We start from the raw sequence: 15521 nt of genomic DNA on the forward strand, positions 1-15521 counted from the left end.
GACCCCCTCCCACCCCCTGCTTCGCCCCTTCCGGCTTCCCCGCTATCCGTACAGATGGAGACACACCCATGAAGAAGGCCCTGATCTTCGGCGAGTACAAGATCGCCAGGTTCCTGCCGGTCCTGCGCGACCGCGGCTACACGGACTTCGTCGTGTACTCGGCCGTCGAGTTCGACGCAGCCCTCGAGTTCGACGCCACCGGCGTCGAGGTCAAGCTGCTGAGCCTGGACTGGGACGCGGACGACGTGCTGCGCGTGCTGGACGCCGAGCGGCCCGACGTGGCCATCGCCAACCCGTACGCCCACGGCCAGGAGCAGCTGCCCATCGTCTACGGGCGGGCCGCCGCCCGCTGGGACGGCCGGTTCGTCGCCCACTCCGCCGAGTTCGCCGAGGTGGCCTGCGACAAGGTCAAGCTGCACGAGACCGGAGTGGAGCGCGGCTGGCCGGTCCCGGCGGGAGCGGTCTGCGCGGACGTCTCCGAGGTCGCCGGCGCCGCCCGGAAGCTGGGCTTCCCGCTGGTGATCAAGGAGGCCCAGGCCCAGGCGGGCGACGGCCGGTTCTTCGCCGCCTCGTCCGAGGAGCTCGACGCGGTGCTCGAAGCGGGCCTCGCGTTCCCCGCGATCGTGCAGGCGTTCAAGGTCGGTGAGGAGACCGGGATCGAGCTGATCACCGCGGGCGGCGAGCTGATGCGCTGGCCGGTGGTCTCCATGGGCCCGCTGGACGCGGGGCTCGACCCCTCGAAGCGGGCGCGGGTCGTCCCGTACGCGCTCCCCGAGCGTGCCGCGGCGCGCCTGGAGGCGTTCCTGACCGACATACAGGACAACTTCGCCCCGTACGGCCCGTGGCAGATCGACTTCGCGGTCGTCGAGGACGACATCGTCATCCTCGAGATCAACCCGCGCCTCGGCGGTCTGTCCGACCTGGGCGCCACCGGCAGCGGCACCGACCCGCATGCGGTGTTCACGGCGGCCGCGCTCGGTGAGCCGCTGCCGCAGGCGCGGACGCGCGCGGTGGCCATCGAGCTGCCGTCCGTCGAGATCCCCGGCGTCGAGGTGCCCGCGCACCCCGAGGGCGCCGAGGTCATGCGGGTGACCGCGCGCAAGCCCACCAACCGCTGCTTCATCAACACCGACCGCATGCAGCTGGTCACCACGGTCGGTGACCTGGAGGCGGGCAAGCGCTGGGTGAAGGAGCTCGACGCCGCGGGCCTGCTGCGCTGCTCGGTCGACTCCGCGTTCCGTCAGCTGGAGCAGGGCTTCGGCGTGTTCGACGGGGAGGCGGAAGCGCTGTGAAGGTGCTGATCGCCGGACTCGGCGACAACAAGGAGTTCGGGCTCAAGTCGCTGCGCGACGCGGGGCACTTCGTCGGGATCATCGACCTGCCGCAGCGCATCCCGGTCAACCAGTGCGACTGGTGGCGCGCGGGCGACCGCTTCTCCGTCGACTCGATGCTCGAAGCGGCGAGCTCGGCCGGATTCGAGTGGGACGCGATCCTCTGTTGGGAGGAGCTGTCCACCGACATCGCCCGGGAGGTCGCGCGCAAGCTGGGCGTTCCCGCGCCCCGGATGCCCGCGGGCCACTTCCGCGACAAGGGCGTCATGCACGGCCGGCTGCGCGAGCTGGGCGTCCCCTCGCCGCAGCTCGGCGTGGCCCGCACCGTGGAGGAGTGCGTGTCCCTCGCCGGCGGCCGCTTCCCGGTCGTCGTCAAGCCGACGGACTACGGCGGCAGCGGCGGGGTCCGGGTCGTCGACGACCCGGGTGACCTCGCCGAGGCCTTCCGGGCCGCCGCGGCGCTGGCGGCGAGCGGCCGGGTCGCGGTGGACCGCTACGTGACCGGCAAGGAGTACAGCGTCGAAGCGGTGACGTGGGCACCCGGTGACTCCCAGGTCCTCGCGATCACCGACAAGTACCTGACCCGGCCGCCCTACTGCATCGAGGTCGGCCACATCTCCCCGGCGGCGGTCTCGGACGAGGAGCGCGAGCTGCTGTCCGAGGCGGCGGTCCGCGCGCTCGACGCGCTCGGCATGGAGGCGGGCGTCTGCCACGCGGAGTTCCGCATGACCGAGACGGGCCCGGTCCTGATGGAGATCGCGGGGCGCCCGGCGGGCGGCCAGATCCCGCGGCTCGTCGAGCTGGCCACCGGCTGGAACCTGCACACCGCGGAACTCGCGGCGGTGGTGGGCGAGCGGATGACGCAGGGAACCCCGGCCGCCGAGTCCTCGGCCATCCGGTTCTTCGTCGGTGACGGCCACACCCCGTTCCGCCACCCAGTGACGTGGGAGACGGCGAGCCTGCCGCCGCTGGTGGACACCCTGCGGGAACTGCGCTACTTCGCGGGCGAGGGGACGGTGGCGCGCGTGCCGCGCGGCCCGGAGGACCGGCTCGGGTACGCGATCTTCGCCGGTACCCGCGAGGAGACCGCGGCGGCGCTGGCCGCCGTCGACGACGGCGCCGAGGAGTACCGCGGTGAGTAGCACTCAGGCCCGGACGGCGAGCGCGCCGTCCGGGCCCGGCCGGGCCGACCGAGGCCTGCGGCACAACCACGACTTCCTCAAGCTCTGGTCGGGCGAGACCGTAGCCGCGCTCGGCTCCCAGGTGACCCAGCTGGCCCTCCCCCTGCTGGTGCTGGGCGCCCTGGGCGGCAGCGCGGCGGAGGTCGGCCTCGTCACGGCGATGCAGTTCCTGCCCGCGCTGTGCGTGACCCCGTTCGCGGGCCTGGTGATCGACATGTTCGACCGCCGGCTGATCATCCTGGTGGCCAACCTGGTGCGGGCCGTGGCCCTGGCCGTGGTGCCGGTGCTGTACCTGACCGACAGCCTCGGCGTCCCGGCGCTGTGCGCGATCGCGTTCGTCGTCGGCTCGGGCACCGCGGTGTTCGACGTCGGCTACCTGGCGTACCTCCCGGCGCTCGTGCCGCAGCAGCAGCTCGTGGACGCCAACAGCAAGCTGCAGGGCTCGTACGCCGTCGCCCAGATCGGCGGCTCCGGCGTGGGCGGCCTGCTGATCAAGGTGCTGGGCGCGTGGTTCGCGATCCTGGCCAACGTCGTGGCCTACCTGGCGGCGTTCGTGGCGATGTTCCTGATCCGGCACCGGGAGCCGGCGCGCGACCCGGAGGCGGCGAGCAGGCCGCGCCTGGCCGACATCCTCACCAGCTTCGGGCTGCTGTGGCGCAACCGGATCCTGCGCATGCTGAGCTTGCGGGCCGGCTGGTTCAACATGTGCGAACAGGCGATCCTCACGCTGTTCCTGGTCTACGCGGTCAAGGAACTGCACATGGACGCGGGCGGGGTCGGCTTCGTGCTCGCCTTCGGCAGCATCGCCTCGCTCGCCGGGGCCGCGGTGGCCAAGCGGGCCGGCAACCGGTTCGGGTTCCCCAGGATCCTGATCCTGGCCAGCAGCGCCTCGTCCATCGCGCCGATGCTCCTGCTGCCGACCGGGAGCGGCACCGGATGGAACTTCGCGCTGGCGACGCTGACCTTCGCCGTCTACGGGTTCGGCCTGACCATCTACAACGTCCACGTCGTGGCGTTCCGGCAGACGGTGATCCCGTCGGACGTGCTGGGCCGGGCGACCGCGGCGTACCGGATGCTCACGTACGGGCCGTTCCCGCTCGGCGCGTTCCTCGGGGGCGTGCTGGGCGAGAGGCTGGGGCTGTGGAACTCGCTCCTGGTCTTCGCGGTCGCGTCGCTCGCGGGATGGGTGCTGTTCGTCGTGGCCTGTACGAGGCTGCCGGAGGCGGAGCCGGAGCCGGCGTCGTCCTGATGGAGGGGTCCCGCGTGAAGATGCACGCCGACGAGGTGGACATCGACGAGTCGCTCGTCGAGCGGCTGGTCGCCGCGCAGTTCCCGCAGTGGGCGGGGCTGCCCGTACGGAGGGTGCGCTCGGCCGGTACGGACAACGCCATGTACCGGCTGGGCGGGGACATGGCCGTACGGCTGCCCCGCATGCCCGACGCCGCGGGACAGGTCGGCGCCGAGCAGCGATGGCTGCCGCACCTCGCCCCGCACCTGCCGCTCGACGTACCCGTGCCGCTCGGGCTCGGGGCGCCGGGTGAGGGGTACGGGTTCGCCTGGTCGGTGTACCGCTGGCTCGACGGCGAGAACCTGTACGACCGGCCCCTCCCGGAAGACGGACTCCACGACGCCGCCACCGGGTTGGGGCGTTTCCTCGCGGCGCTCCACCGCGTCGGCACCGCCGGGGCGCCGCGCTCGTTCCGCGGTGGCCCGGTGGACACCGCCGACGACGAGGTCCGCGCCGCGATCCGGGAACTGGGCGCCGACGGCACGCACGACACGGAGGCGGCGACCGCCGCGTGGGAGGCGGCCGTACGGGCACCGCAGTGGCAGGGCGCGCCCGTGTGGCTGCACGGCGACCTGCTGCCGGGGAACCTCCTCGGCCACCGGGGCCGGCTCACGGCCGTCATCGACTTCGGGCTCGTGGGCGTCGGCGACCCGGCGTGCGATGTGATGGCGGCCTGGACCCTGCTGACCGCGGAGACCCGGGAGGTGTTCCGCGGGGCGGCGGGCGTGGACGAGGCCACATGGGCCCGGGGCCGGGGCTGGGCCCTGCGGTTCGGGCTCACGGCGGAGCACTACTACCGCGGCGGCCGCAACCCCGTCCTGGCGGCGATCGGCCACCGCGCGGCGGCCGAGGCCATCGCCGACCACCACCGCGCCTGATGACTCCCCTCCCCCGTTGCCTGCCTCACGGCTGCGCAACGGGGCCTCCGGCGTTCGGGTCCGGTGCAGGTCGCGCGGACGCGCGGTCGATCTCGATCGGGGGCCCTGCCGCCCTCACGGCACCGTCTGCGCACCCCGGCCGGGCGCAGCGGCCGGTGCTCGGCGGCCTCGCCGCACGCAGCCCGAAGACAGGGGCCGTCCGTCCCCCGAAGGATCCCGCGTTGCCGACCTGCCCTGCCGGGCGGTCAGGCGGCGGGGATGCGGTGTGCGGGAGAAGCATGCGGACGGGGCAGCAGCCCGGGGCGGGTGCTCCGGGCTGCCTGAGGGGGTCATACCGGCCGAGGTCGGCATCGGCGTCCGCGTCCGCGTCGGCCTCGGCGGGCAGGGGCCCGGCACGCGGCAGGGCGCGCACGGGAGCCGGGCCGGAGGTCCGTCCTCCGACCCGGCTCCCCGCCGCGTCCGCCGCCGGGCGGTGGGCGGTCATCCGGTCGGCGCCGCCGGCCGCGTCCTGCCCGCCCAGGCCACCAGCGGTCGGCTGCCCAGGCCGACGAACAGCAGCAGAGCGCCGAGCAGCAGCCAGCCGGGCAGCCCCATTCCGAGCGGCAGCAGGCTCATCACCGCCGGGGCGACGGCCTCCACCGCCCCGCTGCCCAGCCCGAACACCCCGGCGTACTGGCCCTGCAGATGGGCGGGCGCCAGTCCGAAGCAGTACTCGGTCGAGGCGGCCGCGTACCAGAGCTCGCCGAGGGCGAAGACGGCCATGCCGCCCATGAGCAGCCCCGTCGCCACCCAGGGGGAGGGACCGCCGGCCAAGGCCATGAGCGTGAGCCCGGCGGCGAAGGCCGCGCCGGCCCAGGCCATGCGCTGACCGGCCGTGCGCACATCGTGCACCCCGCGGCTCACCTTGACCTGGAGCAGCACCACGAAGGCCATGTTGAGCACCAGGACCGCCGAGACCACCCACCGGGGCGCACTGGTGTGTGTGACGATCCACAGCGGCAGCAGGAACCCGGACACGGCGTAGTTCAGCGACAGCACCGCATGGGCGAGCGTGGCGCTGAGGTAGGTGCGGTCGCGCAGTGCGGTCCAGCCCCGCTCGCCCTTCTCGGCGGCCGCTGCCGCGATCCTCGGCAGGCGCAGGAGGATGAGACCGCAGCTCACGTACGCCAGCGCCCGGCAGACCACCAGCGCCAGGTACGCGGGCCGGCTGTCGATCTGGATCGCGAAGCCGGCGGCGACCGAGCCGAGCGCGAGCGCCAGGTTGGTCACCGACCGCAGATAGCCGATGAACACCGTGGGGTTCCCGTCGGCCACCCCGCGGATGAGCGGCGCCTTGCTGGCCACGTCCGCGGGAATGACCATTCCCGAGACCAGTGAGACCGCGAAGAAGGCCCAGAAGGAACCGACCAGGGTGAAGCAGGAGATCGCCACCCCGCCGCAGAGCATGACCGTGACGTGGACGCGTTTGGGTCCCCACTGGTCCGCCAGTCGTCCGACCAGGACCCCGGCGATCAGCCCCATCATGGCCCCGCCGAACAGTCCGACGGCGACCTGTCCGGCCTCCAGCCCCACGACGCGCGTGAAGTACAGCGCGCTCGCGGTGGTGAACATCCCGCCGCCGAAGCTGTTGGCGAAGGTGGCGAAGGTCAGGATCCGCTGCGCCGGCGATGCGGGGAGGAGCTTGCGCAGGCCACCGCGCGCGGGCGCGGTCGTCGTCACCGCCACAGTGCGTCCCCGAAGCGGACGCCGGGGCGCAGCGTGGGCTGGAGCGCGCGCAGTTCGCGCGGGGTGAGGCCATCCGGGACGATCTTCACCTGCGGGCCGAACCAGTCCCAGACCTTGGCGAACCGCTGCTGCAGTTCCTCGGCGGTGTCCGCGGCCACCATGAACTGGCCGATCCGGTGGTCCGTACCGGAGACGGCCGGGGTGCGGTCGCCGACGGGCCGCTCGATCCGGACGAACTCCACCCCCGGCCGCGCCATGACCTGGTCCGCCGAGGGGCAGTCGAGCAGCAGTCCCGGACCGGCGGTCAGGTACGCGCCGCCGATGGCTCCCGGGCGGATCTTGACGTCGATTTCGGGACGCCGCCCGAGTGCGACCTGAATGGCGCACGCGGCCAGGTCCACGTTGAACTTGGCGTGCACGACTTCCTGTACGAGTGCTCCGCCGCGGCGCGCGGCGCACTCGCCGAAGGTGAGCGCACCGGTCTCGGGGTCGTGGAAGAGCTCCATGTGGAACGCCCCGTCCCGCAGGCCCAGCGCCGCGAGCGAGGCCGTGATCACGGGAAGGGCCCGGTCGTAGGCCCAGCTCTCGTCGGCGGGGTCGAAATGGCGGAAGTTGAGCGGGCGTCCGCTGTCGACCGCGGTCAGGCACGGGTCCCCGTACCGGCCGAGGGCGCAGAACAGCAGCTCGCCTTGGTACAGCACGCCGTCGGCGATCCATTCCTCGCCCCGGACGAATTCCTCCAGGATGAAGGTGCGCTGCGCGGTGCCCTGGCGCCGGTACTCCTTGCTGCGGCTGCGCAGGTCCGCCACGGAGGACACGACGGTCGTCCGCTCGGTGGCCGCTCCCGCGACCGGTTTCAGCACGGCTTTGGCGGAGGCGAGTTCGGTGATCGCGGCGACGTCACGGACGTCGTGGACGTCGTCGACGACCACGGCTGCGGCCGTGGCCAGGCCGGCGGCCCTGATCTCGCGCTTTTGCACCGACTTGTCGCGGAAGCGCACGGCGACGTCGGGCGGTACCGCCGGCAGGCCGAGGTGGGCGGCCAGCAGACCGACCATCACGAGGGAGTCTTCGGCGGTGGTGTACACGGCGTCGAAGGACTGCGAGGTCAGCCCGGCGCGGGCGAGCGCCATGAGGACGGCCTCGGCGCTGGTGTGGTCGTCGACGCGGATCACCGTGACCTCGTCGGGTATCGCGATGTGGCCCTGGTCCCAGACGGCCGTCCCGCAGACGACGGTGACCTCCAGGCCGAGGCGGACGCATGCCCGCATGCCGTAGCGGTCGAGGCCCACGATCAGGATCCTGGGGGGGCTTGCGTTCTCCATGCGCTTCCTTCCTCGTGCTGTGCAGCCGTGCCCGGAGTTGCCAATATAGGCAATAACGTGACGGCTCATTAACCCAGCACGGGAAGCAAGTTGTCAATCAGGGCAAACAATATTGCCTAGCTCTGGCAAAGATCCGGTGCGGCACGGCGGTAGCCCTCCGGCGTTGTCAGGCGCTCCACCGGCACCGCGGAGCCGGCCGGCTGTAGGACCGGGAGGCGCACCTGTCGCAGGGTGAGGTGCTCACCTGTTGCGCCGCACGGACGGGGCGGGACCGCCGCGCCACTTCTACGAAGTCACCCACTCGCCGGCCATCGGGTCGGCGATGATCGCGAGGATGGTCTTGCGGTCCTGCTTCTGCCCAGAGCGCGATCGGCCGGCCGGCCGCGGCCGCCTGGCTGCTGGCGGTCGGCCAGGACCGGTTCCATCCCGGGGCCGTGGGCCGGAAGCCGACGCTGGTGGACCGTCTGGGAGCCCGGTACATCCACCGCCTCAACCACACGGCCATCGGCCATGGCCTGGTCGTCAGGAAGCTCACCGACGTCATGACGTTGCGCAGACCCGCGCACGTCCTGGGAATCCCGGACGTTCTCCTGGCCGCCGCCCGCGGGCCCCGGATGCCCTCGACGGTCCCGAACTGACGCCGAGGGAACGGGAGTCCTGGACCGGCCGCCCCTGCGGTCAACCGGAGCCTCCGCCGCCAGGCCAGGCACGTAAGGGAGGCATGACGTCCCGCCGGCCGGGCAACCTGCGGCTGCCCGTCTTGTGAAACGATCGTTTCGTTGCCTCCACTACCGTTTCGTGGTCTAGTGATCGGCAGGTCAGGGGGCCTCTCTGGCCGCATCCTCCCTTCGTGTCCTGATTGGAGGGTCAATGAGCGACGGATACAAGGACCTCGCCACGACCGTCGACACCCTGATGCGCCGAACGGGACTCGATCCGAGGAGTCTGTTCGACCTGAAGAGACTGTCCTTCCACACCTCCCTGTCCGAAGCCGACATCGGGCGACTGCTGGACGGTGAGGAGCCTGAGGCCGCGGAGGTCGACCATCAGGAGGTCGCCCGGCGGATCCAGTTCTTGATGGACACGCGTCTGTGCCGGGAGGAAGGACCCGGGGGCGTCACCTGGGAGCGTCAGTACACCGCCTCCGAGGTCGCCGCGGGGATCGGCATGACGCCGCAGTGGCTGAACACCCTGCTCAGCCAACGCAGGCAGAGTTCGCCGAACCTCAAGCACGCCGGACGGATCGCACGGTTCTTCGACGTACCGGTCAACTTCCTCACCGACGAGCCGGCGGAGGCGCTGAACCGGGTCCTGCGGAGCGAGGCAATCCCGGAGTCGAACGCCTCCATCGGGAACCCCCGCCCGGTTGTCAGGAACCGCTACGCCCTGGAGATACAGCACCGGCTGGGCGACGTCGTACTCGAACCGACCGTGGAGCGGGCGTTGATGCTCTTCGTCGACGGGATCGCACGGGAGAAGAGCCCTGGAGGGCGAGCTTCCCACAACCAGGGGAACGACCCCTCTTCACACGACGCGGGAACGGTCTCCGCGGGCGCGAACTACTCCTAGGCTATTACCGTAAAAGTGGGGTTCACATGGGCAAAAGGAAGATGACCAAGCTCCGGAACGAGATTCTCGCGAACCTCGGGCGGCCGATACCGTCCGATCCCGACGAGCTGTTCGAGTCACTCAGGGTTTTTCTCGAGCGACGGATCAACGAGGAACGCGGGAACGAAATATACCGGCCGGTGCAACTCCTCTTTCGTGAATTCCCCGAGGACACCGCCAGCGGTCTGACGCTCGCCTTCGACGACCGCATGGTCATCGTCGTCGAGCGCCACACCACCACGCTCCATCAGCTGGTGATCCTCGCCCACGAAATGTGGCACGCCCTGATGGGGAAGTGTCTGACCCGCGGCGCCCAGCCCGACGCGGTCTCAGCGGCCGCCCGGTCGCTCGGGGGCGAGTTGGAGCAGGCCGACATCCTCGCTTTGGCCGCGCGTACCCACTTCGACACCCGCGAGGAGAGCGACGCCGAGGCATTCGGCCTGCTCCTCGGAAGCAGTTGCAGGGAGATCCTCGATTCGGGCGCCACCTCACTCCCGAACACCGGTCTGGCCGGTCGCATCCAGTCCAGCATGGGCCGGGGCTTTTGAACATGCAGCGGTCGGACTACTACATACCCGCGTTCGCGCTGGCCATCGCGCTCGTGGTGAAGCTCCCCTCCCTCTGGCACAGTCGGCGTTCACCGATGTCCCAGGCGATCTTCGTGATCATCGTCGCCTCCGGCGGGGGATTCGTCTTCGCCGCGCCGCCGACCGTCGAACGCGTCAACAGGGTGACGGGCATCTCGAACGTGTCGGCCCTGATCGTCTACTGCTTCCTGTCGTGCCTGTCCTGCGCTTCGATGGTCCTGCTGCTGCACTGGCGCGGCGGACCCGAAGCGACCGTCCGGCGGCACACCAGGCTGTGGATCGCCGCCACCGCCTGCGTCATCTCGACCTTCTGCGTCCTGTTCAGTCTCAGCGACGTACCCGCGGAACGGCCGCGTGACCTCGACACCTTCTACGCGACCACCCCCTTCATCGGCGAGATGATCGTGCTGTACCTGACCGCTCACGCGGCCACCGCCACGGTCGTGATGACGAAGTGCTGGCGCTGGTCGGCCGAACTCCGGGCGGCGAAAGCGGGCTGGACCCGCTGGGGCCTGCTCACCCTCGTGACGGCCTTCGGCCTGGGATTGTCCTTCGCCGTCCTCAAGTTCGTCGCCGTGGCCGCCCGCTGGGCCGGAACGGACGCCTGGGACGTGCTCAGCACCGACATCGCCCCTCCCCTGGCCGGCTTGGGCGCCCTCATGACCACCGTCGGGTTCCTCATTCCGGTCGTCGGACCGCGACTGGAATCGATGTGGGACGCGTGGCACGCCTACCGCCGCATGGAGCCCCTGTGGCGCGCTTTGGAACCCTGGGTCGGCACCGGAGCTCCCATGCGCATCGCCAGGACCTCGTCTCTGGAGATGCGAGCCACCCTGAGAGCCACGGAGATCGCCGATCGCCTGCTGAACCTGGCACCCCATCTCGACGCCAGGCACCGTGCGGCGGCCGAACGCTATGCGACGGCACGGGGCTTCGAGCACGAGGCCGCCCTGGTCGTGGCGGAGGCGGCCACGATCAAGGCAGCTCTCGCGTGCGCTCCGGTCGCCTGCCCACCGGACGCCGAGCGCCCGCCGGCGGACGACACCGAGGACGCCTCGGGGCCCCTGCTGATCCGGATCTCGGGAACGAACGGGCTCGCGGAACTCAGCCGGCATTTTTCCAGGATCCACTCGACGGACCTCCTGGTCGACGCCGCCCATTCGGAGAGCAACTGATCATGCGGACTCCTCCCCACGGTGCTCGGGTCAGGGCGATCCACACCCCCACGCCCCCCACCCCGGTTTTCGGCCACTCCGAACCCGGTGGCCCGCAGTGAGCGGCGGCACCGCATTCATCTGTTCGGCCGGCGGCCTTCTGGTCGCCACGCTCATCAAGCTCTGGGACTTGCGAAAGAACCCGAAGGACCCGATCCTTCGAGCCGTCTGCGGGACGCTGTTCCTCGGGGCGCTCATCTTCGTCACCGCGGCCCCGCCACATCTGGCGAAGATCAACAGCTGGCTCGGCACACCCAATATCGCAGCGCCGATCGTGTACTGCATTCTCACCGCGTTCGACGGCATCAACATCGTCTTGTTGATCCACTGGCGGGGAAACGACAACGAGGCACGCACCCGGCGGCAGACCCGTCTGTGCCTCACCGCCTACGTGGTCGTGATGGCGGCGATCGCGCTGCTCTTCGCGCTGGGCGACGCACCCGTCGAGCGGCTCCGCGACCTGGACACGTACTACGCCACCACGCCCTTCATCCGCGAGATGATCGTGCTCTACCTGGCCGCGCACACGGTCGCGGCAGTCACCATGACGGCGCTGTGCTGGCGGTGGTCCCGCCAGGTACCCGGAAGCCTGCGCATCGGCCTGCTCACCATCGCCACCGGTTCGTCCTTCGCGTTCGTCTTCGACCTGCTGAAGTACACGGCCGTCGTGGCGCGCTGGTTGGGCGGGAACCTCGACTGGCTGAGCACCCACGCCGCGTTCTCCCTGGCCGGCTTCGCCGCCCCGTTGGTCGCCGCGGGTTTCCTCATTCCCCCCATCGGGCAAGGGGCCAGCTCCCGCTGGGGGATGTTCCAGCAGTTCCAACAGCTCAAGCCGCTCTGGCTGGAGATCCAGTCGGAAATCCCCCGCACCCGCCCGAAGCCCATGAGCTGGTGGCGGCCGATGGACCTGCGCCTCATGCAGCGGGAGCGGGACATCCACGACGCCGTCCTTCGCCTCGGCCCCTATTTCGACGCGTCGACCGGCAGGAGGGTCTACGCGGAGGCCCTGGCCGAGCACGCCGAACGCCGCCGGGCGCGCGGCGAGGCAGACGCCTCGGTGATCGCCGGTGCCGTCATCGCGAAGGCGGCCGCGCGGCCGGCGGTCAATCCGGAAGACAGGTGGACGTTGACGTCCACCGAAGACGCCGAAGACCTCGTCCGGCTGTCCGACGCCCTGGCCCGTTCCCCCCGGGTCCAGGAGATCCGGCGATCGGCCGCCCTGACGGGGAGCCACACATGACCCCGCACGTACCACAACCGACCCGGTATGGGCGGACGCGGGCTGTCGGTGACCGTGTCGCCGGTCGGCTCCTGGGGCGCCGGGCCCGGTAGAGCCGTACCCGATCCTCCCGTCGGCCGGTCTCCCCCTCTGACATGGCCACGGCTCACCCGGCAACCGCTCACCCAGCCACCGCACAGGCGACAGGACACAACCAATACCGACTACGAGTCGTCAGGGACGAGATCCAGGAGGAACTCCCATGCATCTTTTCGCGCCTCTTGAACTGCCCAACGGATCCTGGCTGCCGAACCGGGTGGCAAAGGCCGCCATGGAGGAGAGCATGGCCCGCCAGCCCGGACAACTGCCGGGGGCCGAGATCGAGGATCTCTACCGCCACTGGGCCCGAGGGGGAAGTGGCCTCGTCATCACGGGCAACGTCATGGTGGACAGACGTGCGTTGACCTCACCGAGAACGATCGTGCTCGACGCCGATACGCCTCTCGAGCCGTTTCGCCGTTGGGCCGCGGCCGCCGGATCGGCCGGCGCACAGGTCTGGATGCAGATCAACCACCCCGGCCGGCAGGTCCGCGCCGACCTGCCCGGCGTTGCCTGGGCGCCGTCCGATGTCGGCGTCAGCCTGGGCAAGCACACGTCGGCGTTCGCCCGGCCCACGGCCATGGACGAGTCGGACATCGAGGCCACCATCGCCCGCTTCGCCACCACCGCCGGTCTCGCCGAGGAGGCCGGCTTCCACGGCGTCCAGATCCACGCCGCCCACGGCTACCTCCTGAGCCAGTTCCTGTCTCCACGGGTCAACCGGCGGGGCGACCGGTGGGGCGGCAGTCTGGAAAACCGGGCCAGGCTGCTCATCGAGATTGTGAAGTCGGTCCGCGCCCGGGTGTCCGAGGACTTCGCCGTGGGCATCAAAATCAACACGGCCGACTTCCAGCGCGGTGGCTTCGACACGGACGAAGTGGCACGAGTGCTCGGGTTCCTGGACGGCCTCGGCGTGGACCTGGTGGAACTCTCCGGCGGCAGCGTCGAGAGCGCGGCGACCATGGGCCGTACCGCCGACGCAACCCTGCTCGACAGGGAGGCGTTCTTCCTCTCCCTGGCCGAACGGCTCGTGGAAGTCGCCTCCATGCCGCTCATGCTGACGGGAGGGATCTGCCGCCGCACGACTGCCGAGCGGGTCCTGGAACGGGGCTTCGCGGTGGTCGGCGTGGCCACGGCCTTGGCCATCCGCCCCGACCTGCCGGCCCGGTGGCTGGCGGGCGAGGACACGCATGTGCCACCGCCCCGGCTTCGCTGGAAGGACCAGGACCTCGCCAGCGCCGCCGTCCTGGCCATCGTCCGGGCCCATATGAGCCGCCTCGTTCGCGGCAGTGAGCCTCGGTTGAAGATCCCGCCGTCCCTCCTGCTCGCTCTGGACATGCTGCGGGACCGGGGCAGTGTGCGGGCTTACGGAGCCTGGTTGGCGGAGAATCCGACACCGCAGGAGACGACGCCGCTCCCTGGGTGAGGGCCTGGCGTGCACATTCCCGGAGTCCTGTTCAGCGAGACCCGTTCACCGAGGGTCCAGGGCTTTCCTCCACCGGCGGTTCGTTCCCTTCGGCGTCAGAGGGATGCCACTGGTAGACAGCGGCGCCGGCTCCGTCAGGCCCGGGTACGTAGCTTCCGATCAGCTGCCCGTGTCTGTGTACCTTCACTGAGACCTTGGTGGTCTGTTCCCCCATGAAGCCGTCGAGAGGTCCTCCGGCGAACCGCGCTTTGATCATTGCCAAATCCTATGGCTCGGAGGTGGGTTACCATCGGTCGCCCCTGCGCTCCTGGGGTGCTGTTCGCTCCCCGGCCATTGCGGTACGCCGGCCGCAGCAGTGCGCGCTCCCCATGGCGACATTGTCGTCGGGGAGCGGTACGCGCTGCCAGACCGTCGCGGGCCGAGCCGCCGGCGGCGGGCTTGCGGTGGGCCGCCGAAGAGGGCGGGCACCGGGTGTGCGGGGTGGCCGCCGGGGCCGGGTGTCGCGTCTGCGGTACCGGGGACGGGCGGGACGCGGGATAATCACGTCCATGGTCAAGCAGCTTCCCTCCGGCAGTGCGGCGCCCTCGGCGGCCGAGGTGTTCCACGCCCGGTACGCGAGTCGGCTGCCCGCCTCCCTGGAGAAGCTCGCAGGTCCGCGGCACGGGGTGGTCGAGCTGCCACTGCACGTGGCCTGGTCCGGACTGCGCGCCTACGACCTGGACCGCCCGCGCCTTCGCATGGGCCTGTACCGCACGGTCCTCGCCGAAGGGCAGTACGAGGACCTCGTGACCCTGCTCGACCGCGACCTGCTCATGCAGCAGTGGCCCGTGCTGCGCACCCTGGTCAGTCGGCACGTCCGGCAGGTGTGGGAGGAAGCCTTCCCCGAGCTCGCGACCGCGAAGTCCGCCGCCGCGTGAAGCTCAGCGACCTGCACCGTCGACTGCTGGCCGCAGTGCTCGACATCGGTGCTCCCTACCCCCTGGTGATCACCGGCGGGTACGCCGTCCAGGCCCACGGCCTCGTCGAACGGCTCAGCCAGGACCTCGACGTCGCTACCGAGAATCCCGCTCCGATGGCAGAGATCGTCACCAGCCTGGAGCAGGGCCTTGCCGAGCGGGGCTGGCGGGTCCGCGTGATCGACGTGGACGCCCTCATGGCCCGGCTGGTGGTCGTCGATCCTGCCACCGGCGAGGAGTGCGAGGTCGACGTCCTCAAGGAGCACTTCTGGGCGCCGCCGGCCCGGACGGAGTACGGTCCGGTCCTCGCTTTCGACTCCGTCATCGGCACCAAGGTGCGTGCCTTGGCCGACCGCGGCGCCGTCCGCGACCTCATCGACGTGCACGCGGCGTCCCGCCACCGCACCATAAACGAGCTCGAACGCCTTGGTGAGCGGCACGGCCGCGACGAGTTCCGCCTCCACGACCTCCGCGACCGTCTGGCGGGCGCGGACTGGGCCGACGATGCCGAGTTCGCCGCATACGGGCTGACGGAGGCCGAGACGGCCGAGCTGCGGGCCTGGGCCCTGGGTTGGGCCGGCGACCTTGACGAGCGTCTTCACGAACAGGACGTGGACGACGAGGTGGATGAGGAGTGGGGCCAAGAAGGGGCGTGAGTCGCCACGTACCGCGCCCACGACCGGC

Annotated in this window: 14 protein-coding genes; 12 read left to right on the forward strand and 2 right to left on the reverse strand. The window is 70.9% G+C overall.

Annotated elements, in window-relative coordinates; genetic code table 11:
* The first annotated feature begins 68 nt into the window (after positions 1 to 68).
* The 4 genes from ABZ934_RS30140 to ABZ934_RS30155 are packed head-to-tail and all read left to right on the forward strand — an operon-like array spanning position 69 to position 4678.
* Positions 69 to 1292, forward strand: a complete 1224-nt coding sequence (locus ABZ934_RS30140) for an ATP-grasp domain-containing protein (protein WP_361319164.1) — start codon at positions 69 to 71, stop codon at positions 1290 to 1292.
* The gene (locus ABZ934_RS30145; RefSeq protein ID WP_361319166.1) at positions 1289 to 2473 is read left to right on the forward strand and encodes an ATP-grasp domain-containing protein; all 1185 of its coding nucleotides are present in this window, start codon (positions 1289 to 1291) and stop codon (positions 2471 to 2473) included. The genes ABZ934_RS30140 and ABZ934_RS30145 overlap by 4 nt, the downstream gene beginning before the upstream one ends.
* Positions 2466 to 3761 (forward strand): MFS transporter, encoded by a 1296-nt coding sequence (locus tag ABZ934_RS30150; protein WP_361319168.1) that lies wholly within the window; start codon positions 2466 to 2468, stop codon positions 3759 to 3761. The genes ABZ934_RS30145 and ABZ934_RS30150 overlap by 8 nt, the downstream gene beginning before the upstream one ends.
* 20 nt (positions 3762 to 3781) lie before the next feature.
* Positions 3782 to 4678: an aminoglycoside phosphotransferase family protein gene (locus tag ABZ934_RS30155; RefSeq protein WP_361319244.1), complete on the forward strand. Its 897-nt coding sequence runs from the start codon at positions 3782 to 3784 to the stop codon at positions 4676 to 4678.
* A gap of 480 nt (positions 4679 to 5158) precedes the next feature.
* On the opposite strand, the gene ABZ934_RS30160 is transcribed toward ABZ934_RS30155, so the two are convergent.
* Both ABZ934_RS30160 and ABZ934_RS30165 read right to left on the reverse strand, forming a co-directional pair.
* Entirely contained in the window at positions 5159 to 6397 is a 1239-nt protein-coding gene (locus tag ABZ934_RS30160; RefSeq protein ID WP_361319170.1) for an MFS transporter, read from the reverse strand.
* A complete protein-coding gene (locus ABZ934_RS30165; protein WP_361319172.1) occupies positions 6394 to 7728 on the reverse strand; it encodes a hypothetical protein in 1335 nt (444 codons plus the stop codon). The genes ABZ934_RS30160 and ABZ934_RS30165 overlap by 4 nt, the downstream gene beginning before the upstream one ends.
* A gap of 434 nt (positions 7729 to 8162) precedes the next feature.
* On the opposite strand from ABZ934_RS30165, the gene ABZ934_RS30170 reads away from it, so the two are divergent.
* The 8 genes from ABZ934_RS30170 to ABZ934_RS30205 all read left to right on the forward strand — a co-directional run bounded on the left by ABZ934_RS30170 (position 8163) and on the right by ABZ934_RS30205 (position 15493).
* The gene (locus ABZ934_RS30170) at positions 8163 to 8366 is read left to right on the forward strand and encodes a hypothetical protein (RefSeq protein WP_361319174.1); all 204 of its coding nucleotides are present in this window, start codon (positions 8163 to 8165) and stop codon (positions 8364 to 8366) included.
* Positions 8367 to 8598: 232 nt separating this feature from the next.
* On the forward strand, positions 8599 to 9297 hold the full coding sequence (locus tag ABZ934_RS30175) for a helix-turn-helix transcriptional regulator (RefSeq protein ID WP_361319176.1): 699 nt from the start codon (positions 8599 to 8601) through the stop codon (positions 9295 to 9297).
* Between the two features lie 26 nt (positions 9298 to 9323).
* Positions 9324 to 9884, forward strand: a complete 561-nt coding sequence (locus tag ABZ934_RS30180; protein ID WP_361319178.1) for a toxin-antitoxin system, toxin component — start codon at positions 9324 to 9326, stop codon at positions 9882 to 9884.
* 2 nt (positions 9885 to 9886) lie between these two features.
* Positions 9887 to 11098 carry an MAB_1171c family putative transporter gene (locus ABZ934_RS30185; RefSeq protein WP_361319180.1) on the forward strand — a complete coding sequence of 404 codons (1212 nt, stop codon included), beginning with the start codon at positions 9887 to 9889 and terminating at the stop codon, positions 11096 to 11098.
* A gap of 97 nt (positions 11099 to 11195) precedes the next feature.
* The gene (locus ABZ934_RS30190) at positions 11196 to 12377 is read left to right on the forward strand and encodes an MAB_1171c family putative transporter (protein WP_361319182.1); all 1182 of its coding nucleotides are present in this window, start codon (positions 11196 to 11198) and stop codon (positions 12375 to 12377) included.
* Positions 12378 to 12618: 241 nt separating this feature from the next.
* Positions 12619 to 13881, forward strand: a complete 1263-nt coding sequence (locus ABZ934_RS30195; RefSeq protein WP_361319184.1) for a 2,4-dienoyl-CoA reductase — start codon at positions 12619 to 12621, stop codon at positions 13879 to 13881.
* 548 nt (positions 13882 to 14429) lie between these two features.
* The gene (locus ABZ934_RS30200) at positions 14430 to 14798 is read left to right on the forward strand and encodes a hypothetical protein (protein WP_361319186.1); all 369 of its coding nucleotides are present in this window, start codon (positions 14430 to 14432) and stop codon (positions 14796 to 14798) included.
* Positions 14795 to 15493 carry a nucleotidyl transferase AbiEii/AbiGii toxin family protein gene (locus tag ABZ934_RS30205; RefSeq protein WP_361319188.1) on the forward strand — a complete coding sequence of 233 codons (699 nt, stop codon included), beginning with the start codon at positions 14795 to 14797 and terminating at the stop codon, positions 15491 to 15493. Before ABZ934_RS30200 ends, ABZ934_RS30205 begins: the two co-directional genes overlap by 4 nt.
* Positions 15494 to 15521: the final 28 nt, after the last annotated feature.

It is taken from the genome of Streptomyces sp. NPDC046557, from assembly GCF_040645975.1.
Taxonomy (GTDB): Bacteria; Actinomycetota; Actinomycetes; order Streptomycetales; family Streptomycetaceae; genus Streptomyces.